This window comes from Paenibacillus sp. YAE3 (assembly GCF_057546105.1).
The window spans coordinates 1-20411 of the sequence record NZ_BAAIYF010000022.1 but is presented as its reverse complement, the minus strand read 5'-3'; the positions used below and the strand labels follow the sequence as shown (position 1 = coordinate 20411).

Here is a 20411-nt window from a genome sequence, read left to right as displayed (position 1 = left end):
CAGACTTCGGAACTATTCGTCCCGAAAAGTTTCCAGTCGACATATTTCGTCATGACGGAGCCGGGTCATTTTTTAGTAAAATAGTTGCCCGGTTTCACGCCGATTTCCTTCGTTTTGGCGTCTACGCCGGTCAAGGTCGCCAACGATACGTAGTCATGCAGGAGACGCTCCTCCGTATCCACCTCGCCGGATTCCACCAATACGCCCACGCCTGCGACTTCGGCATCAAATTCGGCCAGCAAATCGACCATCCCTTGAATGGTTCCGCCGGCTTTCATGAAATCGTCCACGATCAGGACTTTGGACTTCTCTTTGAGGGCGCGCCGCGACAGCGACATGGTGTGGATGCTTTTATGCGAGCCTGAGACGTAGTTGATGCTCACCGCCGAGCCTTCCGTTACTTGGTGGTCCCTCCGGACCAGGACTACGGGCAAATTCAGCTGGGCTCCGGTCGCATAAGCCAGCGGGATCCCTTTGGTTTCCACCGTCATCACAACGTCGATCTCCTGGTCGGCAAAGGCGGTGGCAAATATTTTCCCCGCTTCGTTCATCAAGGACGGCTCTCCGAGCAAATCGGACATGTACAGGTATCCGCCGGGGAGGATGCGGTCTTTTTGCTGCAGCTGGCTGCAAAGCTCCTCCGCAAAGGCCAACGCCTGACTCTTCGGCATCTTCGGAATGAACTTCACGCCTCCGGCCGCTCCGGCCAGCGTCAGCAGTTCTCCCATGCCCTCGTCCTCGAACACCTCCTTGATGATCACCAGGTCTTCGCTGATCGAGGATTTGGCCGCCCCGTACCGTTCAGCGAACGTGGTGAGCGGGATCAAAGTATGAGGTCTGGACAGCAAATATTGGGTCATCTCGACCAGACGCGCGCTTCGCTTTAATTTTTTCACGAAAACTCCTCGCTATCACTTTATTCATCAACGATGGCCGGCCAACAAAGCTGCTTTCGGTCAAGCCATCTTCAAATTCGATTTCATATGTGTAAAATCCGAATAATACAGTATAAATATAGCATTTTTGTACGTGTTTGTACAAGAAGATCCTGCCTCGCAAACATTTCCGGCCCGGCTTGCTTTTTATGCGCCCGGCAGGATCATCAGGTCAATAGCCGCACCGCGTACACTTCCCGGCAAAACCCGCGAAGTCCGTTATAAATCCGCGCGACCTTCGATTCTTTGTAAACAAGCCCGAATACGGTCGGGCCGCTTCCCGACATGAGCGCTCCGTCGGCCCCGAGTCTCAGCATGGCTTCCTTCAGCTGGGCCACCTGCGGGTGCAGCTTCAGCGTCACATCCTCAAGCACGTTGCCGAGACGTTCGCATACGGCTCCGAAATCGCCGGCTTCGATCGCTTTGACCATCTGCTCGGCGGACGGATGCCGCTTTACCTCTGCCGCCCTGAATTTGCCGTAGACCTCGGCTGTCGACACATTGATGGGAGGCTTGGCCAAAATAACCCAGCAGCTTAGCGGATTGTCCACCTTGGAGAGCTTCTCCCCCCGCCCGGTCGCAAGCGCCGTGCCCCCCGTCACGCAAAAGGGAACATCCGACCCCAGCTCGGCCCCCAGCTCCTGCAGCTCTTGCATGGGTATGTTCAAATTCCACAGCCGGTTCAATCCCCTCAGCGCCGCGGCCGCGTCGCTGCTGCCCCCCGCCAAACCCGCGGCTACCGGGATTTTTTTGTCCAAGTGGATATGGACGCCGCTGCGGACGTCGTACCGGTCCTTGATCAGTCTTGCGGCCTGGAAGGCCAAGTTTTTCTCGTCAAGCGGGATATACCCCGCCTGGCTCGTAATAATGATGGTGTCGCGCGGCAGCTCCGACATTTCCAGCCTGTCCGCCAAATCGACCATCGTCATGACCATTTCGACCTCGTGGAAGCCGTCCGGCCTTTTATGTAATACATCCAGCATCAAATTGATTTTGGCCGGTGCTTTTTCGTAAATTTTCAAGGCGTTCACCCACCCTTAAGTTTCCCTCGCTATCAGCTTCAAATCATTATAACAAACTGTACCAAGCAAGTCATTTCGAACCTTTCGCGTCCTATAGAAAAACGGAGATTCCCATGCGATGCCATGGAGATCTCCGTCTGACATGTTTTGAACCTTACGATTTGCGGGCTGCAGCCTCTTCGGCGAGCTGGATGGCGCGTTTCACCATGTTGCCGGCGTCCTTGGCTTTGATGCCGCCCCAACCCTCCTGCTGAACCGTTTCGTAAAACCCCAAATCTTTGGCAAGCTCCGTCTTCAGTTCCTCCGACATCACGCTGCGGCGTCTGCGGCTCATTTGCAGTCCTCCTTGTCAGTCCCGGAACCGGCCCCGCTTAATCCATCTTCGGGACGGTCCTTCGTTATGCGGTAAAAGGAATTCCTTTTGTATTATTTCTCGCCCGACCCGGCCCCATTCGAAAAATTCGCTGACAACAAAAAACAGCCTTCCGCATGGGAAAGCTGCTTCCAAATAAAAAAGTTACGCCTGATCCTGCTTAGTCCGCGTCCTTCGCCTGCTCTTCGCAAATGGTGACTTCCACGGATTCAGTAAGAATATCTGCATAGCTGTATGAAACACGTTTAAAGGTTTGCTGTTCTTGATCCAGCTTGACGATAAAAACAGAAGGGTACGTTTCCTCGAGCACGCCCGTACGTTCGATCGTCTTACGACGTCCACCGTTAGCCCGGAGCGATATTTTCTGACCTACATGAGCCTCGAGATTTCGTTTGATTTCCAACAGCGCATTTTTAGCCATTGTCGACGACCACCTCTTTCCTTGTCCATTATAACGCAGGAAGAAGTTTTTGTCAAATAAAATTTAAATTATAGCAGCATCAAATTTAATTTGTCAATCGGTTTTTTTGCGGGATTTTGCAGGATTTCCGCATACACGCCGTTAACGACAAAAAAACCTTAATCCATGTATCGCGATTAAGGTTTATCGGCTGCTCATCCCATGATGCTCTTGTTTAGAAAAACGGGTTTACATCACCGAAGGCGTTACCTTCAGCTGGGAAAGGTCATTCAGGCGCGGCAATCCGATGCGGTAGCTTCCGCGCGTTTCGATGCCCCCGACGCCCTGCGCCCCGCTGATCGTATTATGAAGCACATCCATCATGTTGATGGTTTCCCTCACCGACGTAAAGGAGGCCTTGGCGGCCACGTAAACGGGATCCAGCGCATGGATGAGTATGCGCCCCGGCGAGCTGGCGAAATTCGCTCCCGCTTGCAGCAGCGCCTCAAAATGCGACTGGCAGGCACCGGCAATGATCGTCAGCGTATCGTAATGCCTTTCGTATTGACGGGCAACCTGAATGGCCGAAACGAAATTTTGGGAATTTTTGTAGCTGTTCAGGTTATAGAGGTCATTGTTCGGCCGGTGCTTCAAGACTCCGTCATGCCCCGTAATAACCACGATATCCGGCCGCACCCGCGGCAGCAGGCGATAGAGCGCATCCGCCATGCCCGCCTCGTTAACGTAATGTCCCTCGACGGGCACGCGAAGCTGCTGGTAAAGATTCAAGCTCTTTTTTAAGTAATTGATATCTCCATCGAGATGGAGGACTTTACCCGGAACTTCAAAATAAGAAGGCTGTTCCGCCATCGGCCATTCCCCGCCGAGATTCGCTTGCGTGCGTTCGGTCAGCTCCTCCCGGTGGCGCTGCAGCCTGCTTAACGACTCGTTGGCACGGATATGGGCCTTCTGCGTTTTTTCATTGAACGGCGCATATGGCACCCGAACAAGGTCATCGAGGGGCGAATCAGCCAACAGCCGAAACTCGGTCCCCTTGATCACAGCCAAATTGCTCCGCAGATCTTCCACGCGGAAAGCGACATCACCGCCATAAGATTTGCGGACGACCAGGTCTCCTACATTCATCACAACATCACCCCTACCCCATGGTATGGGCGAATCTCCCCAATGGTTCTTCCCTTTTGCCAAAATAAGCGTAGGACGAGACCTTACGCCCTGCCCGCCCCAAACTTGATGCGGTGAGCGAAACGTCTTCATCACCGTACTCCGGCCCGGAGCAATACGTTGCAAAGCGTCGCATATTCCTGCAGGCTGAGGGTTTCGCCGCGGCGGGAAGGTTCGATCCCTGCAGCGTGAAGCAGCTCCTCGAGGCGCTCCCGGCCCTCTTTAGGAAAAAATCTCGTCTTGAGATTGTTGGCGATCGTTTTGCGGCGTTGGGCAAACGAAGCGTGTACCACCTGAAAAAAGAAATTTTCGTCGTCCACCTCGACCGGAGGCTGCTCGCGCACCTTGAGGCGAATGACGGCCGACTCGACGTTCGGCTGCGGAATGAATACCGTTTTCGGCACGATGCAGACCAGTTCAGGCTCGCTGTAATACTGCACGGCGATGCTCAGACTGCCGTAGTCCTTCGTGCCGGGCGAAGCAGCCATGCGTTCGGCCACCTCTTTTTGGATCATGACCACGATATTCTCCAGCGGCAGCCGCTCTTCCAGCAGTTTCATCAAAATCGGGGTCGTCACGTAATAAGGCAAGTTGGCAACGACGCTGACTTTGGATACATTCGCGAAATCCTCCCGAAAGAGGGCGCCAAGATCCGTCTTCAGCACGTCGCCATGATGAATGCGCACATGCGGATACGGTTCTAATACCTCCTGGAGTATCGGAATAAGCCGCTGGTCGATTTCGACGGCCGTGACGGCGCCCGCTTCCTGGGCCAGCTTTTCGGTAAGGGCTCCGATCCCCGGCCCGATCTCCAAAGCTCCCTTGGAGGCATCCAGCCCCGCCGCCTCCACGATTTTGCCTAAAATATTTTGATCGATCAGAAAATTTTGCCCCAGGCTTTTTTTAAACGAAAAACCGTGACGCTGGATGATTTCCTTCGTCCGCCTTGGCGAGGCGATATCGTCCATTCGCTGCATGTCAACCTTCCCCTTCCTGTTCCAATTGGGCTAACGCCTCCGCAAATTCCTCGCGCGTAATCTGAAAAACGGCCAGCCGCTTATGGAACTGCTTGCCGTTGCAATACCCTATGCCTAGCAGGTTACCCATCACCATGCGTCTGCGGGCCGCGTCCGGGTGCACCAGAAGCCCAGCAGCCATCAGATCCTCCATATCGATCAGGCTTTCCGCGCCTTCGTAGGACGTATGCACGCGGGAGAGGGCCTTACGGATCGCTTCCTGCGAAGCGTTCTCCACGCCGATGTCCCCTTTCCGCGTCGCTTCCGACTCCGGAATAAAGGCATGCTTGCATCCGGGAACCTTGCTCGCGATAATTTTTCGAATCCGCTCCCCGGCATGGTCCGGGTCCGTCAATACAATGACTCCCCTGCGTTCCTGGGCCAAGGCAATCCGCTTCAGTACGCGGCCGTTGATCGCCGAACCGCCGGTTTCGATCGTGTCGGCTTCCACCGCCCGCTTCACGGCCACGGTATCGTCCCGTCCTTCCACGACTATGACTTCCTTGATCATGACCTGCTTCTCCCTTTCCTAAAGCTCGTCCGTTCATGCGTCGTAAGTTTTCGGACATCCAAACAACAAAAAGAAGAGGAATGCTCCTCTTCTTTAGCATGACATTTTCATGATCATAATACTATAACATTAGAATGACATTGTAAAACGAAATTAATTCAATTGCGGCTTCACGGGGCCGATGACGTATACTTTCATCCCGGATTTGCGGCCGAAGTTGTTGGCGCGCTTCACGGAGTCATAGTAGAGGTCGATCTTATTGCCCTTAATGGCGCCGCCCGTGTCTTCGGCACGGCGGAAGCCGATGCCTTCGATGTACACCCACCAGCCGAGCGGAATCACGTTCGGATCCACGGCGATGGTGCGGCCTTCCGTGACCCGCGTTCCCGTCGCGGTACGAGTACCGATTCCGGGTTCGCCGGCAGAATAAGCCGTCATCGAGACATGAATCATTTTTTTATATGAGAAATCAACACCGGCTTTGCTTACGCGGTTATTGCTGCTTACGGTTTTTTTCGTTTTGGCGGCTGATGAAGATTTGGCGGTGGAAGAAGATTTAACGGCCGCTGTTTGAACGACGACAGGCGGAGCCGGTTTTTTCTTCGTGCCCACGGCGATGATTTTATCCAGCGTTTTTGCCTGCACTTCCTTGCCCACCATGCGCATGGATACCATTTGGCCGTCATGATATACCTTTTCGATGTGCTGCACCATCACGCCGGGCTTTCCCTGCTGAATGACGCGGTTATCTCCGACCGTCAGGCTGGGATCCGCCGTCTTAATGACGCGGAAAGGCAAATTTTCATGGCGGTCCACGACTTGTTTGTTGACGCGCACGATACGGATATCCGTTTGGCCCGTCACCCGCTCGGTCAGAGCCGGAGTGACTTTATCGTGTTCTTTGAGCGATACGCCGAACTCCTTCAATACGTCGCCAACCGTGTCTTTGGTGGTATACAACTTTTTCGTTGTCCCGTCCACCGTCAATTGAACGGGAGCAGCGCGGTCGATCACCACTTTGTCACCATTCTGGAGCGAACCGCTCAGCGGCATGGAGACTTGATCTTCCGGTTTGAGGCTGATTGCCTGCTCATCCAGCATTTCTTGTAAAACGGATTTGTGAGTCTGAATCTTTTTGACCTGACCGTCTACCACCAGGTACACCTGTTTGCGCGTGGATGAGTTGACCAGCAGCAAAATCATGATGGTGACCGCGATCGTAACGATAGCTGCAGTAGAGATTTGGCGCAAATTCTCATGCTTCCATCGCAATGCGTAAGACATGCTGGAGATTTTTGAATCATGGGTCTCTTCTTGATGGAAAATGCCCACCTTCTCGATCCTCCTTCATAGCCTCGCCATTAGAGTTACGCATGAATGATTTGACGCGGGCTATACTCGATTTTTTACAAGAACACATAAGGAGCATGCGTTCTTGCACCATGAACCTATCTTTTTTTCATGATTTGTCGCCTCCCGTTTTACAACAGTATGACGACGCCTTCTCCATTATTCAAAAACAAAAGAAGCCAGCTAAGAGCTTATGAGGTCTCCTTCGTGGCTTCCCTGGATGTCAGAATGACGGAAAAGTAAATGCACGAAACCCTCTCTTTATGTCGCTTACGGGGTTAGCTGTCGGGTTTGGGCGAAAGAGAGCCGCCCGATCAACGCCAGCCCGCTCATGGCGGACCGCGCCGAATTCACCCCTGAGACCCTGAAAAGAAATCAAATACATCCCGAGCCCGGACCGGTTTAAAAGGACCGTCGCGCTCTATGTATTGGTTCCCCCGCTCTTTCGAGACCGAAAGACTCAGCGAGATTGGTTCACGGAGGCTGCCGCGATGCCGAAAAAGGAAGCGGCTTACAGCAGCCCAAGTTCACTGAAAAGATGATATCCTGTTTTGATGCATGTTGTAAAGCGGGAATCAACAACGTTTATTTGAATATATGGTTAAAAATTTGTAATATTCATGGTTTTTTTGGTTAAAATTCTTTAATGCTTCGTTCATGCTCGTTTTTTCAGCTGTTTTTCTCCCGTTTTCACTTAATTCCAAATCGTTCCAGTGCATTTTGGGTGGTGATTCGGGCAATTTCCTCCACCTCGACCCCCTTAATCTGGGCAGCGGCCTCGGCTACCAAACGAACGTTGGCAGACTCATTTCGCTTGCCCCGGAATGGGTGCGGCGTCAGGTACGGAGAGTCGGTTTCGATCAGCAAACGGTCCATCGGAACCTGCGCAAGCACTTCCTTGGGCTGTCTGGCGTTTTTGAACGTAATCGGCCCTCCGAAGGATAGATGGAACCCCATGTTCAGGCATAACTTGGCCGTTTCCCAGCTGCCGGAGTAGGAGTGCATGACGCCTCCGACCTCGCTGGCCTTTTCCTCCCGCAGGATTTTCACGATATCCTCGTGCGCATCCCGGTTATGGATCACGATCGGCATGCCGAGCTCCCGGGCCAACCCGATTTGCTGGCGCAAAACCCGGTGCTGCACGTCTTTCGGGGAGGTATCCCAATAATAATCGAGCCCGATTTCGCCGATGGCCACGACTTTTTCATGGCTGCATAAAGATGCAATCCATTCGAGATCCCCTTCCTTCATCGTGATCGCATCCTGAGGATGCCAGCCGACGGCGGCGTATATAAAATCATGCGTTTCCGCAAGCTTCATCGTGGACGGAATCGTTTCGCGGTTAAAACCGACGTTGATCATCCGGCTGACGCCGTTTTCCACGGCGCGGCGAATGGTTTCTTCGCGGTCCTCGTCGAACTGCGGCGCGTCCAAATGCGTATGCGTGTCGAATAAATTCATGTCTGGAACTCCCTTCGTGTCATAAAGCATAGATTAATATGGGGCAAATCCGTGAATCACGCTGTCGTTATCGCTTGAAAATGCGGGAAACCGGGTCGGATAGGGAAGAAATAACGTCTTTCATTTTCGCCCCCGGATAATATAAGTGATATTTCCCGCGGTGAATGCCGCTGATGGAGCGGACAATATCCGACACCTCCGATATTTCCCGCAGGCGTTCGTCCCGGTCGAGCAGCAGAATCTGCTTTTGGCTGGATTCGTCTCCCGGCCGAAATACATCGTACGGAAGATCGGTCGGAAAATCAATCTCAAGATCGTATTCGGGATTCAGGCCGACCCGCTCAAAATCGCGGCGGATCTCTTCGATCATTTCCAGATCCACCGATTCCACTTCCACATATTTATACAGCCTGCGATGCATAAAACGGCTGCAAAGCTCGCTCAGCACGGCGTCTTTTTCGTTCGTCCATAGCGAAAACACGGTTTGGATGAGCGCTTCGTCGAGTTTCAAATAATCCTGGACGGTCAGCCGGTCTTCGAAAAGCCCTGGAAGCGGCTCAATCATGAAGCCAAAAACGTAGTTATCCCGGTATAGCTCCTTCGCGCGCCGGAAGATCTGCCGCAAAATGATTTCCGAACTGCGCGTCACCGGATGGAAATAAACCTGCCAATACATCTGGTACCGGGACATCAAGTAATCTTCCACCGCATGCATCCCCGATTCCTTCACGACGATTCTTCCCTGGTACGGACGAAGCATGCGCAGGATCCGGTCGATGTCGATCGTTCCGTAATTGACGCCCGTGTAATAAGCATCCCGCAGCAAATAGTCCATCCGGTCGGCGTCCAGCGGACTCGACACCAGATTGACCACGATCGGGTGCTCGTAATCCTTGGCGATAACCGATGCGACCTTGGCGGGAAAGTCTTCGGCCACCTCGGTCAAAATCGCGTTTACTTCGGTATCCCCGAGAATAATGCGGCGGGTCCAATCCTCATGGTCCATCCGGAACGCCTCTTCGATCGAGTGGGAAAAGGGTCCGTGTCCCAGGTCATGCAGCAAGGCGGCGCAGAGGGTTAACAGTTTTTCGCTGTTCGGCCAATCCGCGTAGCCGCTTCGCTCGAATTGGGATATGATGCGGCGCGTAATTTCATACACGCCAAGCGAGTGGGAGAACCGGCTGTGCTCCGCCCCATGGAACGTCAAATACGAGGTGCCTAATTGGCGGATCCGCCGCAGCCTCTGGAACTCCGCCGTGTTAATCAGCCGCCAGATGGTGGAGTGTTGGACATGAATGTAATTATGTACGGGGTCCTTGAACACTTTTTCTTCATTTAAGGTATGCATGCGACTCATCTCCTTTTTAAAAGCTTAAAATTAAACTATTTTTGAACTTTTTTCGACAATGTGTGTCGAATAGTGTCGTTTTAGGTAGAAAAATTGATTTCCAAATCGACATTATCCTACCAAGGATATATAATGGGAAAAGAATCCTGATATGAGTGATATCCCAGGTGCCATGCAATCTGTTCTCATTTTGGCGACGAATTTGCAGGTTGACTGTTTTGGGAATCGTTGGTATTATTGATATCATAAAAGAGAGAACGTTGTCGAATTATGGCACTATAAAACTATGGCGAGAGGAGCAATGATCAGTTATGATGAAATCAACTGGTATTGTAAGAAAAGTAGATGAACTGGGCCGGGTCGTTATTCCGATTGAATTGCGCCGCACACTGGGCATCGGGGAAAAAGACGCATTGGAAATTTACGTGGACGGAGAACGCATTATGCTCAAGAAATATGAGCCTGCTTGCATCTTTTGCGGCAATGCCGAGAACGTGACTTACTTCAAAGGAAAAATTGTTTGCCACGATTGCATCTCGGAAATCCCAACACCTGTGACAAATTAAGTTTTTTAGTATATAATAGTATTATTCTATTTGTTAATTCTAACCTTTTTCATATCTCCTTGGTGTCTCCTAGGCTAAGAACCCGGCCTTTGGAGACATTTTTTTGTCCCGCCGGCTGCGTTGCCCGCCGCAGGTTATGGGCCTTAAGGCACGTTTCCCGAAAGGCGGGCTTGGTTTCGGCAGCCAAGTCATTGGGCATCTGCAGCACCCTCAAATCAATGCGTTATAAATATCGCGCTTGGAGACGCCGCGGTCGACCGCGGTTTTTTTCATGGCCTCTTTGCGCGGAATTCCTTGTTCCTCGTAGTGCGCCACATGCTCCTCGATCGTCAGGTTCTGCCACCATGCGGCCAGCCGCTCCTGCTCCTCCTCCGGGCTCGTCCCTTCCACGACCACGCAATATTCGCCCTGCGGCGGATGCTCCTGAAGATAGTCGAGACATTCCTGGACGTCCCCGCGCACAAATTCCTCGTAACGTTTCGTCAGTTCCCGCGCCAATACGACTTTTCGGTTTCCAAGCACGCTTTGGATCGCGGTCAACGTTTTGATGACCCGGTGCGGCGATTCGTAAAACAGCAGCGTCCCTTGGGCCGACTGAAAAGATTGAAGCGTCTCCTCCACATCTTTACGTTCCCGGGGGAGAAACCCGATAAAGGTAAAACGGTCGGTCGGAAGGCCGGATGCGATCAAAGACGATAGCGCCGCATTGGCTCCCGGGATCGGTATGACGCTGATCCCTTCCTCGACCGCCAGCTTGACGAGATCAGCCCCGGGGTCGGAAATCGCCGGCAGACCGGCGTCGCTGACAAGCGCCAAATTTTTTCCTTCTATTATATAGCGTATTAATTCCGGTCCGCTTGCCCCCTTGTTATGCTCATGGTAGCTAAACAGCATTTGCGGGCTAATCTCAAAATGCGTCAGCAGTTTTCGCGTCTGGCGCGTATCCTCTGCCGCGATGATGTCGCATTCCTTTAACGTCCGTATGGCCCGAAACGTCATATCCTCCAAATTCCCGATCGGCGTAGCGACGAGATACAGAGCCCCTTTGCCGTCTCCGGTTCGGTTTTGAAAACTGCTTTGTCGTGTCAGACTCATGCTTCTCCCTCTTTGGAACCGTAGTAAATTTCCATGATTTCCGGACAATATCGGTTTTGCTCGTCATAAACGATCAGCGGCGGAAGCAGCCTTACCTCGGGTTTCCCCTCCCGTATGCATTCGATCAACACCATGTTGGCTTCCAGATGGGCACGGGGATGAACGAAACGCATCCGTTTCGGCTCCAGCCTATGTTTTCGCATCAAAGCGATGATATCGCCGAGACGCGACGGTTTATGAACCATGCTTACCTTTCCTCCCGGCTTGACCAATCTGAAGCAGGCTTGGATGACCTCCTCCAGCGTGCAGCTGATTTCATGGCGGGCAATCGCCTGATGCGGATTGAGTTTGATGTCGCTTCCGTTCAGCGGCATGTAGGGCGGATTGACGGTAATGGCATCATAAGCCTGATGTCCCGTCTCCTTATAAAGCTCCCTTAAATCTCCCTCCCGAATGACGATCCGGCCCTCCATTCCGTTCATCGCCACGCTGCGTTTGGCCATACCGGCAAGCCTAGGCTGAATCTCGATGCCTTCGATGTGCGCTTTGGTGCGCGTGCTCAGCAGCAGCGGTATGACCCCGTTCCCCGTGCAGAGGTCCAAAATTTTTCCTCTTGGCGGTATGCCGGCAAACCGGGCCAGCAAAACGGCATCCATCGAAAAGCTGAATACCTCGTCGCTTTGAATGATGTGCAGATCATGCGTCAACAGATCGTCGATGCGTTCCGACGGCTCCAAAAGACTTTTGTCCATATTCATCGGTTCCATTTTCCTTTATCTATTGTTCTCTATCCGTCAAAGTTTACACTTACGGACCAGTTTCATTATAAATGCTTTATTTCTTGAAAAAAAACCGTAGGAATCGCTCCTACGGCTTCATTTATTCAAAAAAGACAGACAGAAAAGGCAGTCGCCTTCCGTGCGCAAATGTCCATAATACACGTTGCAAATGTGAAAGCCTTCATGATAAAGCCGTGCCAAATTGTCATACCCTTCGCCCACGACATCGCTGGGATGCTCGGGTTTGATCGGGACATGAGGCTGTGGCAAAGGAGCTCCCTTTTCTGCGGGCACAGCTTCCTTCAATATTTTGCGGAGGTGTTCGTTTTCCAACGTCAGTCGGTGGTTCTCCTCCAGCAGCTCTTTCATAATCAGCTTCATTTCACCCAGATCACTGTGGATCTGTCCCATTTGTGTTTCCATTTCTTGAATGTGTGCAAAAATACTTTTCTTTTCCAAGTCTCCACCCCGAAAGTAACCCTATGGTCTACTTAATGACAACGTCATCCATTTGCAGTTCCTTCACCTTGCCGATGTCAAACAGCTGGACATGAACGGAACGGTTTTCGGCGTTGATGCCGACCACTTTGCCTTCGCCCAAAGACGTGATGACGATTTTGCCTACCGATGGCAGTTCTTCCTTCACACTTTCATAATTATCATGCTCATATTTCAAACAGCACATAAGTCTTCCGCATAGACCGGAAATTTTGGTCGGATTCAGCGATAAGCTTTGGTCCTTGGCCATTTTGATGGATACCGGCTCAAAGTCGCCGAGCCACGAGGAGCAGCAAAGGATGCGACCGCATGGGCCGATTCCGCCCAGCATCTTCGCTTCGTCCCGGACCCCGATTTGCCTGAGCTCGATCCGCGTCCGGAAAATCCCGGCCAAATCTTTGACCAGCTCCCGGAAATCCACTCTTCCCTCAGCCGTAAAATAAAAAATGATTTTGTTACGGTCAAACGTAAATTCCACGTCCACCAGCTTCATTTTGAGCCCATGATCGCGGATTTTATTTAAACAGGTCGTAAAAGCTTCTTTCGCGGCCTGCTTGTTCTCTTCCACAACGCGTGCGTCGGCTTCGCCGGCGATGCGTATCACCTTTTTGAGCGGCAGGACCACATCGGCTTCCTGCACCTCTTTTTTGCCGACCACAACTTTACCATACTCGATGCCGCGCGCCGTCTCAACGATAACGCTATGATCCTTTTCAATCGGAAAATCAAGCGGATCGAAGTAATAAATTTTGCCCGCTTTCTTAAAACGGACGCCCACTACACTGTACAAAAACTAACCCCCTTGTATGCCAGAGAAAAAATTGGCTGGCCATGAAGCTATCCTTCCAAACCGATCAAAAATTGTTCAATACAAAGTTGGCCATTCACATTGTAGCGCAATTTTTTCCGGCACTCTGCGGCCAAATCCATATAGGAGACCCATTGTGCTGTGCTGCGGGATGATGCATGCGTGGACAAGAACTCCAGCTGATCTATAAAAACGATACTTTCGTGCCTTCCGTACTGGACGTGAAGCATATCTTTGAACCACAAATGAAACAAGCTTAACAGTAAATCCAGATGATCGGAGAGCCCGGCCTTAAACACCTTCTGCCCTGCGGTCACCAGAGCGGAGCTGCCTCGTCCGAGGGCTTCCTTCCCTAATTGTAACACTACGTTTCTAATTTCTGCAAACCAATTCTGCTCGATCATTTCGCGGCATCCGTCCAGTCCGGAGGATAAATGCACCGCACAGCGCGCAAGCGCCGCCGGGTATCCTTCGTCGACCAGCTGCTGCAGCATCATTCCGGGATTCAGCGGAAAAAAGGGAATCGTCTGGGCCCGCGATTGAATCGTTGGCAGCAGGGCTTGTCCATTTTCGGTAATCAGGACGGCCACGGCCGGAACCGGGGGCTCCTCCAAAAATTTAAGCAGGCTGTTGGCGGCCTGCACCGTCATCGCATCCGCATGGTCTATGATATACACCTTCGGATTCTCCGATTCCGAACGATAGGAAAAGACCCGCTGCAATTCGCGGATCTGGTCTATTTTGATGGACGAACCTTCGGGAGCGAGAAGATGCAGATCGGGATGGTTGCCGTGCTGGACCTTGCGGCATTCCAAGCATTGCCCGCAGGCGTCATCCACGCGTTCGGTACAAAACAGCGCCTGCGCAAACGCGGTTGCCGTCTTCATCTGCCCGCAGCCGGCCGGCCCGCTGAAAATGTAAGCATGGCTGACGGAATCGCTGCGAAGCGCATTTTGCAGCAGCTTCTTCGCCGCATCCTGTCCCATAATATCCTGAAAAGACATAGTTCCTCTCTTCCTTAAAGATTTTGCAAAACCGCAGAAACATTTCGGCAAGCCGTCGGCTGTGCCTATCGTTTCAGGCTTCTCCATAATCGGCAGCAGCTCTGAAACCGTCCGGGATTTTGCAGAATCTCCCCTTTAAATCTGTCTTCATGATGATTGGTACTATCTCTAGTTTATCATGACAGGGCTGAGTTGTTCATTCCTATTTCTTCAAAAAACGAGATTGATCAGCATCCCGCGGATTTCGCCGATCCGCTGCAGCAGCTCGATTTTTCCTTGCTCGCTTTCCAGCATTTCATCGGCCATTTCGAGTAATGCCGCATCAATCTCATCGATTAATTTATAACGTTTTCCCCGTCCGCGACGGTCCCAGCCCCGCGCTTCCTTCATGGTAACGCCGCGTCTTACCGTGTCCTCCAAAAATCGTTTCACCAGCAGACGGTATGCTTTAAGCTCACGGATGGTCATGGAACGGGCAAGGCGTTCTCCTTGCATCTGGATCTCCTTGAACCGGCGGCCGAGTTCCTCCTGTGAGGCCGTTTCCTTCTGCTGCTGCATGACGTCCAGGAAGGATTTTTGCTGAACGGGTTTGGTTAAGCCGTCCGTTACCGGAAGTTCGCTTTTAATGGGCCTAAACCCCGGGTTGATTTTCACGTATATCTCCTGCCTTTGGCTGCCAAAAATAATAACCGGGCCAAACAATATGCCTTATATTGAAGCGATTTGCGTTCGCATCCATGAGATGGTTCGGCATGCTGCAACATGGATGGCCGCTTGAGGGACTGACTCGATGAATATATCGGCGCTATACTAAGCGCGAATCATCAGCAGCCCCATATCGTGGCTCGATTTGCAGCATCGCCTTTGAGGTTTCACAGGCTTTGCAAATGGCAATGCCTATGCCCCGGGTACAATATAGAAAGCAACATGCCTCTCGTCCAACTATTGTCGTTTACGAGGCTGCTCTTTCGATTTTCGGGAACTTCCTCATTTTAGAAATGTTCAAACCGGTCTACCGGGAGCACGAATACGGTGGCGCCGCCCACTTGAACTTCAACGGGGAGAGGCAAATAAGAATCTGTCGTGCCGCTCATCGGCGTAACCGGAGTTACAAGCTGTTCCCTGACTTTACAACTGCTGCGGATGACGTTCATGACGGCCTCGACCTGACTGTCGTCCACCCCGATCATAAATGTGGTGTTTCCCGCCCGAAGAAATCCGCCGGTGCTTGCCAGTTTTGTCGCCCGAAAATTCGCCTTCACCAGCCCCGCTGACAAACGGTTGCTGTCTTTATCCTGTACAATCGCAACGATCAGTTTCATCCTGCATTCCCTCCTCTTTGAATTTTGGCCTGCAATGAGCCATACTTACTTATTTGACAAAGCTCCTCAAAAATCCTTTAAAATCCGCTCTTCCAAGCTACGGATTATCTCTTGTTCGACATTTTCCACGGTTTGCGAAGCATCGATCACGACGATTCTATCCTGAAAACGTTCGGCAAGCTGCAAGTATCCTTCCCGTACTTTATGATGGAACGATAAGTCCTCCAAATCGAGGCGATTCACTTCCCGGTCCCGGCTGGCGGCAATCCGCGCTAATCCGGCTTCCGGTTCGATGTCCAAGTAGAACGTAAGCTGCGGCATCCGGTCATGGATGGCAAATTGATTAATGGCCCATACTTCATCCACCCCGATCCCGCGGGCATATCCCTGATAGACCAGGCTGCTGTCCACGAAGCGGTCGCAAAGCACCAGCTTGCCTTCCGCCAAGGCCGGCTCGACCTTCTCCGCCAAATGCTGGCTTCGTGCTGCCGCATACAGCAAAGCCTCCGTGCGGGAGTCCATTGCCGTATGGCTCGGGTTCAAAATGATTTCGCGTATTTTCTCCGCAATTTCGATGCCGCCCGGCTCGCGCGTCACGATATAAGGTACGGAACGTTTTTCCAGATAATCCTTCAGCTTGGCGATCACCGTCGTTTTTCCGGAACCTTCTCCCCCTTCCAGCGTAACGAATATTCCCTTGCTTTTGCTCATTCAACATTCTCCTGCTCTTTTGCTATTTTTAGGTTGCGTCAATTGCTACGGTTCGATGCGCCAACGCCCCGTTGATTTCATGCTCTAGATGCATTCTTTTATCCGTCGGTCGGTTCATGCGCTGCATCTGGAAACATCGCCTGGGACGGACAGTCCCCATATGCCGGAAAACTGCCCTCGTTTGGCCTTTGGTTCCTTTGCAAGGATACGGCATTCATTTTCCGCTTCCCGCATGACTTCCACGCTTGCGGACAAGGATCGTTCCCAACTTCGGATCCCGCACGCCCTGGCATTTAGCGCCGGAATGGGCAAGCCTTTTTAATTTGAATGCCGCCGGTTCGGTGATCCGTTCACCCGGATACAGAATCGGAATCCCCGGCGGGTACGGGATCACCATCTCCGCCGCCACTCTGCCTGCACACGCATCGAGCGGAACGGCTTCCGTCTCATCAGGTTCCACCGGGATCAGGCTGAAAGCGACCGGCTCGGAAAAGGCCGCTTGGTCAAAAATGTTCCACGTGGAAAATTCGACATGAACGCTCTCTTCCCGGCTGTCGTCCGGCAGCGAAGCATGCTGCACCGGGTCGCCTAACGAAAAATGCAGCGGCTGGGCGTCCGCCTTCTCTACAGATATATGCGAAAGGGCCTTCAAAAGGTGACGGGTGTCCTCCTCCGTCGACCCCAAACTATAGAGCAGGACCACGTACCGGTCATCGCTCATTTCGGGAATGCAGCCCCAGGCTTCAAGCCGGTGCTGCAGCTCGTAGCCGCTCAGGACCCCGGTGCGGTCATACATGACCACCTTGAACGGGTCCTGCGTGGCATAGGCCGCCGATGCTGCGCCGGCGGCGTCGTGTTGCTGCTGCGCCCGCGGCTGCAGCAGCCCGAAGCGCGGCAGCTCCTGGAGGCCGCGCTTCAGGCTTTCCACGGCGGCAAGCCCCGCCGTGAAAGCCGCGGCGCCCTGCACGTGCAGCTGGCGCCGCGCCAGGTCGAGAGAGCCCATCACCGGGTAGGATGGGCTCGAGCTTTGCACCATGGCGAGCCGCTGGCGGAGCAGTCCGCGGTTCACCCGCGGACCTTGGACGTGCAGCATGGCTCCCATGGTGAGCGCGGCCAGCATCTTGTGCGTCGATTGGACGACGACGTCCGCGCCGCTGGCCAGTGCGCTTCGGGGCAGCCGGGGATGCTGCCCGTAATGGGCGCCGTGCGCCTCGTCCACGAGCAGCGGCACGTCGTGCCGGTGGCAGGCCTCGGCGAGCGGCGCCAAATCTGTTCCCATGCCGTAATAGTTGGGCATGGTGACAAGCACGCCTTTGGCCTCCGGATAGGCGGCTAACGCGGCGGCGACCGTCTCGGCTGACGGCGCCGTAGCCAGACCGCTGGACTCGTCCACCTGCGGCTCGAGAAACACCGCTTTGGCTCCGGCCAGCATCAGGCCGTTTAATACCGACTTATGTACATTGCGTTGAACCAGCAACATATCACCCGGATGCGAGCAAACGGTCAGAATCATAGCCAAGTTGCCAGACGTGCTGCCGCCGACAAGAAAAAAACTTTCCTCCGCCCCGAAACAATCCGCCGCAAGCAGCTGCGCATCCCGGATAACGCCTTCCGGATGATGAAGGTCATCCGTCCCTGTAATTTCCGTGACATCGGCCTCCATGACCTGATCCAGAAAGCCTGCCCCTCCAAAGGAGGCATAGGCTCGGCCTTTTTTGTGGCCCGGTACATGGAAGGAGGCCTGCCTTCCGTTTTTATATTGTTGCAACGCCTCGAATAAAGGCGCTTTTCCCTTTTCCAGCTTTTCTGTGCCCATTTCAATTCGGTCCTTCCGGTTTCAATCTATACCCTATTTTACCGCATATTGAACCATCCAGCGAATTGAAACATAAGACGCCGCTAGCGTGCAGAAGCTGTTTGAAGGCCCTCACAGTAAAAACACCTGCCACCCTGAGCGGCTGATGCTGCTAGGAGCTGCCCTGCGCCCTTCCTTTTCCGGTGTCATTCCCCGGTTAATTTCCGGATCTTAAAAAAAGGGCAGGCTTCACGCCTACCCTTCCTTCGTCCGCAATTTTGCGATGCACGATATATCCAACGGTATCGAGGCTATTTTCGAATATGTTGCCAAGGTTGCCTTACGCTTGAGTCTGCATGCTGATCTGTCTCATCTGATGAATGAAAAAATGATATTTTGCATCGCCAGCATCGGTGTGCACCATTTCGCTTTCGCAATCCTCGCAAATGAACTGGGACACAATGGTGATCCCTTCCTCTTTTGCTTGGCCGCAAATAATACAGACGTGTTCGGTATGATTATCTTCCATCATCCATCCCACCTTGTTCCTTTGATTACTATGAAGTATGGCTCATTTTCTATTATTTTAAACCCTTTCATAGTTGTTTCATATCCCCAATGACCTACACCATTCTTATGCAACTGCGACTAAACGCGTGTTTGTACAAGAAAACTTAACGAATTGCTTTCCATCAGCCGATATATGAAATAAAGACATGAGGGGAGGAACGCTATTTTCCTATGATTGAGGAGAACCATAGTAACGCTACCTTTTATCATTATAAGTTAGTCAAAAGGATTCCGGTAAAGCGGATGTTCGTCCGCTGTTATCTCCTTCTTCCTTATATCGCGCTCATTGCCGAGACCGTCATGATTTCCTGGAAAAGCCCGTTTTATTTTGCCCTGGCAGCTCCGCTCGTTTTCTGGATCCATTATGTCATCTCGCGCTCGGTACTGCTCCTTGCCGGACCTGCTTACCATAAACGGTGGAGGTTCTCCATGCGGCTGCCTTGGATTGGATACGTTACGGACCAGCATATCAGCTTCCGGTTGTTTCGCAAGGTCTATACGTATATTACAGGCATAGGGCTCGTTCTCTTTCTCATATTTCTGTTCCTGTCGCCTCTTTCATTTGTCGTCTCTTTGTTGTTCTGGCACTTCTGGCTGTTGCTGCCGCGTTTCTATGCCTATGCCCGCCTGTCCCGCCTCAGCAAAGACGGCATGATCAAATTTAACGCCCAGGATATTTCTTACTACAAACAGTGATTCGATTATGCAGATGATTCCCGCTGAATAAAAAAAGACCGGCATCCCTAAAGATGCTGGTCTTTTATGGTTTGGTGGAGTCGGTGCTTTTTACAGCCGCTTTGCCTTTAGCAAGAACAGTCACCGTAAAATAATCATCGTGAATGGTCAAATGAACCACCCGGTTTTGCTTTTCAAACACCTTGGAGGTTCCCTCCGATTCGTCCGTGTTTTCGCGCCAACCCCACTCTTTTATTTTCTCCAAATACGCTTCAGGAAAGCTGTCCTTTTCCTTCAAACCGTTCATTGAATAACGGACATAATCTATTTTAGTATTCCCTATATTTCGGTCGGTTCGATTCGCTTCCTTAGGTACGGGAAAGGTTTTCTCATTGGCGGCACCTTCGAAAGATGACCACGTCGGTTCAGACTTTCCGCACCCGGCAAGCAGCAGCATGACGATACCCAACAAAAGAAGAGCATGCAGCCGAAAAGATCTGCGCATGTATGTCCTCCTTCTTCCAAGATCGTTCCTCTTAAAAACCTTCAATACACCTCCTGACATGTACACTCCATATTATACTTACAACTTTTGGCGTGTCGGTAACAAAAATGTTACTAAAGTTTAACAACAAATAAAGGTCTGAGGCCTAAACCACTGCCCTTATTGCGCATACGCATTTGAAGGACGTCTATACAAAAGCCTTATAGCGTATTTTGATCAAAACAAGCTTGCCCCAAAGGCTTACATGCATAGGCGCTCTTCTAATCCCATGCCCCGTGGCAGAAGTTTAGATCGCAAATAGGACCTTTCACTATAAAATAAAAAAACCACCGTCGATTGTTCATCAACAGTGGTCCTTCGCTTGGCAGCGTCCTACTCTCCCAGGACCCTTCGGTCCAAGTACCATCGGCGCTGGAGGGCTTAACGGTCGTGTTCGGGATGGGTACGCGTGGAACCCCTCCGCTATCGCCACCAAACGATTC

At 52.1% G+C, this 20411-nt stretch carries 23 protein-coding genes, 1 rRNA gene and 1 riboswitch; of the genes, 2 read left to right on the top strand and 22 right to left on the bottom strand.

Going from position 1 to position 20411, the window contains the following annotated elements:
- Nucleotides 1-65: 65 nt before the first annotated feature.
- The 10 genes from purR to AC27KL_RS26965 form a co-directional block, all read right to left on the bottom strand.
- Nucleotides 66-896 carry a pur operon repressor gene (gene purR / locus AC27KL_RS27010; RefSeq protein WP_212952149.1) on the bottom strand — a complete coding sequence of 277 codons (831 nt, stop codon included), beginning with the start codon at nt 894-896 and terminating at the stop codon, nt 66-68.
- Between the two features lie 206 nt (nt 897-1102).
- Nucleotides 1103-1957 carry a 4-(cytidine 5'-diphospho)-2-C-methyl-D-erythritol kinase gene (ispE, locus tag AC27KL_RS27005; protein ID WP_487171705.1) on the bottom strand — a complete coding sequence of 285 codons (855 nt, stop codon included), beginning with the start codon at nt 1955-1957 and terminating at the stop codon, nt 1103-1105.
- A gap of 154 nt (nt 1958-2111) precedes the next feature.
- On the bottom strand, nt 2112-2291 hold the full coding sequence (locus AC27KL_RS27000; protein WP_036712728.1) for a small, acid-soluble spore protein, alpha/beta type: 180 nt from the start codon (nt 2289-2291) through the stop codon (nt 2112-2114).
- A gap of 199 nt (nt 2292-2490) precedes the next feature.
- Nucleotides 2491-2751, bottom strand: a complete 261-nt coding sequence (veg, locus tag AC27KL_RS26995; protein ID WP_036712726.1) for a biofilm formation stimulator Veg — start codon at nt 2749-2751, stop codon at nt 2491-2493.
- 228 nt (nt 2752-2979) lie between these two features.
- Nucleotides 2980-3876 carry a sporulation peptidase YabG gene (yabG, locus tag AC27KL_RS26990; protein WP_036712723.1) on the bottom strand — a complete coding sequence of 299 codons (897 nt, stop codon included), beginning with the start codon at nt 3874-3876 and terminating at the stop codon, nt 2980-2982.
- A gap of 131 nt (nt 3877-4007) precedes the next feature.
- Nucleotides 4008-4892, bottom strand: a complete 885-nt coding sequence (gene rsmA, locus AC27KL_RS26985) for a 16S rRNA (adenine(1518)-N(6)/adenine(1519)-N(6))-dimethyltransferase RsmA (protein WP_487171704.1) — start codon at nt 4890-4892, stop codon at nt 4008-4010.
- Between the two features lies 1 nt (nt 4893).
- Nucleotides 4894-5442, bottom strand: a complete 549-nt coding sequence (rnmV, locus tag AC27KL_RS26980) for a ribonuclease M5 (RefSeq protein WP_487171703.1) — start codon at nt 5440-5442, stop codon at nt 4894-4896.
- 153 nt (nt 5443-5595) lie between these two features.
- Nucleotides 5596-6774, bottom strand: a complete 1179-nt coding sequence (locus tag AC27KL_RS26975) for a resuscitation-promoting factor (RefSeq protein ID WP_487171702.1) — start codon at nt 6772-6774, stop codon at nt 5596-5598.
- A 270-nt stretch (nt 6775-7044) separates the two neighbouring features.
- A riboswitch (cyclic di-AMP (ydaO/yuaA leader) is annotated at nt 7045-7268 on the bottom strand.
- A 214-nt stretch (nt 7269-7482) separates the two neighbouring features.
- Entirely contained in the window at nt 7483-8253 is a 771-nt protein-coding gene (locus AC27KL_RS26970) for a TatD family hydrolase (protein WP_036712719.1), read from the bottom strand.
- A 67-nt stretch (nt 8254-8320) separates the two neighbouring features.
- Complete coding sequence (locus tag AC27KL_RS26965) at nt 8321-9601, bottom strand: HD domain-containing protein (protein ID WP_487171701.1); 1281 nt, start codon at nt 9599-9601, stop codon at nt 8321-8323.
- 311 nt (nt 9602-9912) lie between these two features.
- Here AC27KL_RS26965 and AC27KL_RS26960 point away from each other — a divergent pair, with 311 nt between their 5' ends.
- Nucleotides 9913-10167: an AbrB/MazE/SpoVT family DNA-binding domain-containing protein gene (locus AC27KL_RS26960; protein ID WP_036712714.1), complete on the top strand. Its 255-nt coding sequence runs from the start codon at nt 9913-9915 to the stop codon at nt 10165-10167.
- 210 nt (nt 10168-10377) lie between these two features.
- Here the strand turns inward: AC27KL_RS26960 and rsmI are convergent, their stop codons facing one another.
- The 10 genes from rsmI to AC27KL_RS26910 form a co-directional block, all read right to left on the bottom strand.
- A complete protein-coding gene (rsmI, locus tag AC27KL_RS26955) occupies nt 10378-11262 on the bottom strand; it encodes a 16S rRNA (cytidine(1402)-2'-O)-methyltransferase (RefSeq protein ID WP_487171700.1) in 885 nt (294 codons plus the stop codon).
- Nucleotides 11259-12020, bottom strand: coding sequence for a tRNA1(Val) (adenine(37)-N6)-methyltransferase (locus AC27KL_RS26950; RefSeq protein WP_487171699.1), 762 nt, complete (start codon nt 12018-12020; stop codon nt 11259-11261). The genes rsmI and AC27KL_RS26950 overlap by 4 nt, the downstream gene beginning before the upstream one ends.
- 117 nt (nt 12021-12137) lie before the next feature.
- Nucleotides 12138-12500 carry a DNA replication initiation control protein YabA gene (yabA, locus tag AC27KL_RS26945; RefSeq protein ID WP_487171698.1) on the bottom strand — a complete coding sequence of 121 codons (363 nt, stop codon included), beginning with the start codon at nt 12498-12500 and terminating at the stop codon, nt 12138-12140.
- A 28-nt stretch (nt 12501-12528) separates the two neighbouring features.
- Nucleotides 12529-13329, bottom strand: coding sequence for a PSP1 domain-containing protein (locus AC27KL_RS26940; RefSeq protein WP_036712696.1), 801 nt, complete (start codon nt 13327-13329; stop codon nt 12529-12531).
- A gap of 47 nt (nt 13330-13376) precedes the next feature.
- The gene (gene holB / locus AC27KL_RS26935; RefSeq protein ID WP_339322853.1) at nt 13377-14351 is read right to left on the bottom strand and encodes a DNA polymerase III subunit delta'; all 975 of its coding nucleotides are present in this window, start codon (nt 14349-14351) and stop codon (nt 13377-13379) included.
- A 210-nt stretch (nt 14352-14561) separates the two neighbouring features.
- Nucleotides 14562-15005, bottom strand: a complete 444-nt coding sequence (locus AC27KL_RS26930; protein WP_036712693.1) for a YaaR family protein — start codon at nt 15003-15005, stop codon at nt 14562-14564.
- Between the two features lie 338 nt (nt 15006-15343).
- The gene (locus tag AC27KL_RS26925) at nt 15344-15673 is read right to left on the bottom strand and encodes a cyclic-di-AMP receptor (protein ID WP_036712689.1); all 330 of its coding nucleotides are present in this window, start codon (nt 15671-15673) and stop codon (nt 15344-15346) included.
- Between the two features lie 66 nt (nt 15674-15739).
- A complete protein-coding gene (gene tmk, locus AC27KL_RS26920; RefSeq protein ID WP_487171697.1) occupies nt 15740-16384 on the bottom strand; it encodes a dTMP kinase in 645 nt (214 codons plus the stop codon).
- A 214-nt stretch (nt 16385-16598) separates the two neighbouring features.
- Nucleotides 16599-18200: an aminotransferase class I/II-fold pyridoxal phosphate-dependent enzyme gene (locus AC27KL_RS26915; protein WP_487171696.1), complete on the bottom strand. Its 1602-nt coding sequence runs from the start codon at nt 18198-18200 to the stop codon at nt 16599-16601.
- 319 nt (nt 18201-18519) lie between these two features.
- The gene (locus tag AC27KL_RS26910; protein WP_036712682.1) at nt 18520-18708 is read right to left on the bottom strand and encodes a sigma factor G inhibitor Gin; all 189 of its coding nucleotides are present in this window, start codon (nt 18706-18708) and stop codon (nt 18520-18522) included.
- A 212-nt stretch (nt 18709-18920) separates the two neighbouring features.
- On the opposite strand from AC27KL_RS26910, the gene AC27KL_RS26905 reads away from it, so the two are divergent.
- Complete coding sequence (locus AC27KL_RS26905; RefSeq protein ID WP_487171695.1) at nt 18921-19445, top strand: hypothetical protein; 525 nt, start codon at nt 18921-18923, stop codon at nt 19443-19445.
- Between the two features lie 64 nt (nt 19446-19509).
- On the opposite strand, the gene AC27KL_RS26900 is transcribed toward AC27KL_RS26905, so the two are convergent.
- Both AC27KL_RS26900 and rrf read right to left on the bottom strand, forming a co-directional pair.
- Nucleotides 19510-19929, bottom strand: a complete 420-nt coding sequence (locus tag AC27KL_RS26900) for a hypothetical protein (RefSeq protein WP_212953316.1) — start codon at nt 19927-19929, stop codon at nt 19510-19512.
- 359 nt (nt 19930-20288) lie between these two features.
- Nucleotides 20289-20405, bottom strand: a 5S ribosomal RNA gene (gene rrf, locus AC27KL_RS26895).
- Nucleotides 20406-20411: the final 6 nt, after the last annotated feature.

Bases quoted from the DNA above. Each gene is read 5' to 3' on its own strand.
- AC27KL_RS27000 (WP_036712728.1), bottom strand. From the start codon at position 2,291: ATGAGCCGCAGACGCCGCAGCGTGATGTCGGAGGAACTGAAGACGGAG.
- veg (WP_036712726.1), bottom strand. From the start codon at position 2,751: ATGGCTAAAAATGCGCTGTTGGAAATCAAACGAAATCTCGAGGCTCAT.
- yabG (WP_036712723.1), bottom strand. From the start codon at position 3,876: ATGAATGTAGGAGACCTGGTCGTCCGCAAATCTTATGGCGGTGATGTC.
- rsmA (WP_487171704.1), bottom strand. From the start codon at position 4,892: ATGCAGCGAATGGACGATATCGCCTCGCCAAGGCGGACGAAGGAAATC.
- rnmV (WP_487171703.1), bottom strand. From the start codon at position 5,442: ATGATCAAGGAAGTCATAGTCGTGGAAGGACGGGACGATACCGTGGCC.
- AC27KL_RS26970 (WP_036712719.1), bottom strand. From the start codon at position 8,253: ATGAATTTATTCGACACGCATACGCATTTGGACGCGCCGCAGTTCGAC.
- AC27KL_RS26965 (WP_487171701.1), bottom strand. From the start codon at position 9,601: ATGCATACCTTAAATGAAGAAAAAGTGTTCAAGGACCCCGTACATAAT.
- AC27KL_RS26960 (WP_036712714.1), top strand. From the start codon at position 9,913: ATGATGAAATCAACTGGTATTGTAAGAAAAGTAGATGAACTGGGCCGG.
- rsmI (WP_487171700.1), bottom strand. From the start codon at position 11,262: ATGAGTCTGACACGACAAAGCAGTTTTCAAAACCGAACCGGAGACGGC.
- AC27KL_RS26950 (WP_487171699.1), bottom strand. From the start codon at position 12,020: ATGAATATGGACAAAAGTCTTTTGGAGCCGTCGGAACGCATCGACGAT.
- holB (WP_339322853.1), bottom strand. From the start codon at position 14,351: ATGTCTTTTCAGGATATTATGGGACAGGATGCGGCGAAGAAGCTGCTG.
- AC27KL_RS26925 (WP_036712689.1), bottom strand. From the start codon at position 15,673: ATGAAACTGATCGTTGCGATTGTACAGGATAAAGACAGCAACCGTTTG.
- tmk (WP_487171697.1), bottom strand. From the start codon at position 16,384: ATGAGCAAAAGCAAGGGAATATTCGTTACGCTGGAAGGGGGAGAAGGT.
- AC27KL_RS26915 (WP_487171696.1), bottom strand. From the start codon at position 18,200: ATGGGCACAGAAAAGCTGGAAAAGGGAAAAGCGCCTTTATTCGAGGCG.
- AC27KL_RS26910 (WP_036712682.1), bottom strand. From the start codon at position 18,708: ATGGAAGATAATCATACCGAACACGTCTGTATTATTTGCGGCCAAGCA.
- AC27KL_RS26905 (WP_487171695.1), top strand. From the start codon at position 18,921: ATGATTGAGGAGAACCATAGTAACGCTACCTTTTATCATTATAAGTTA.
- AC27KL_RS26900 (WP_212953316.1), bottom strand. From the start codon at position 19,929: ATGCGCAGATCTTTTCGGCTGCATGCTCTTCTTTTGTTGGGTATCGTC.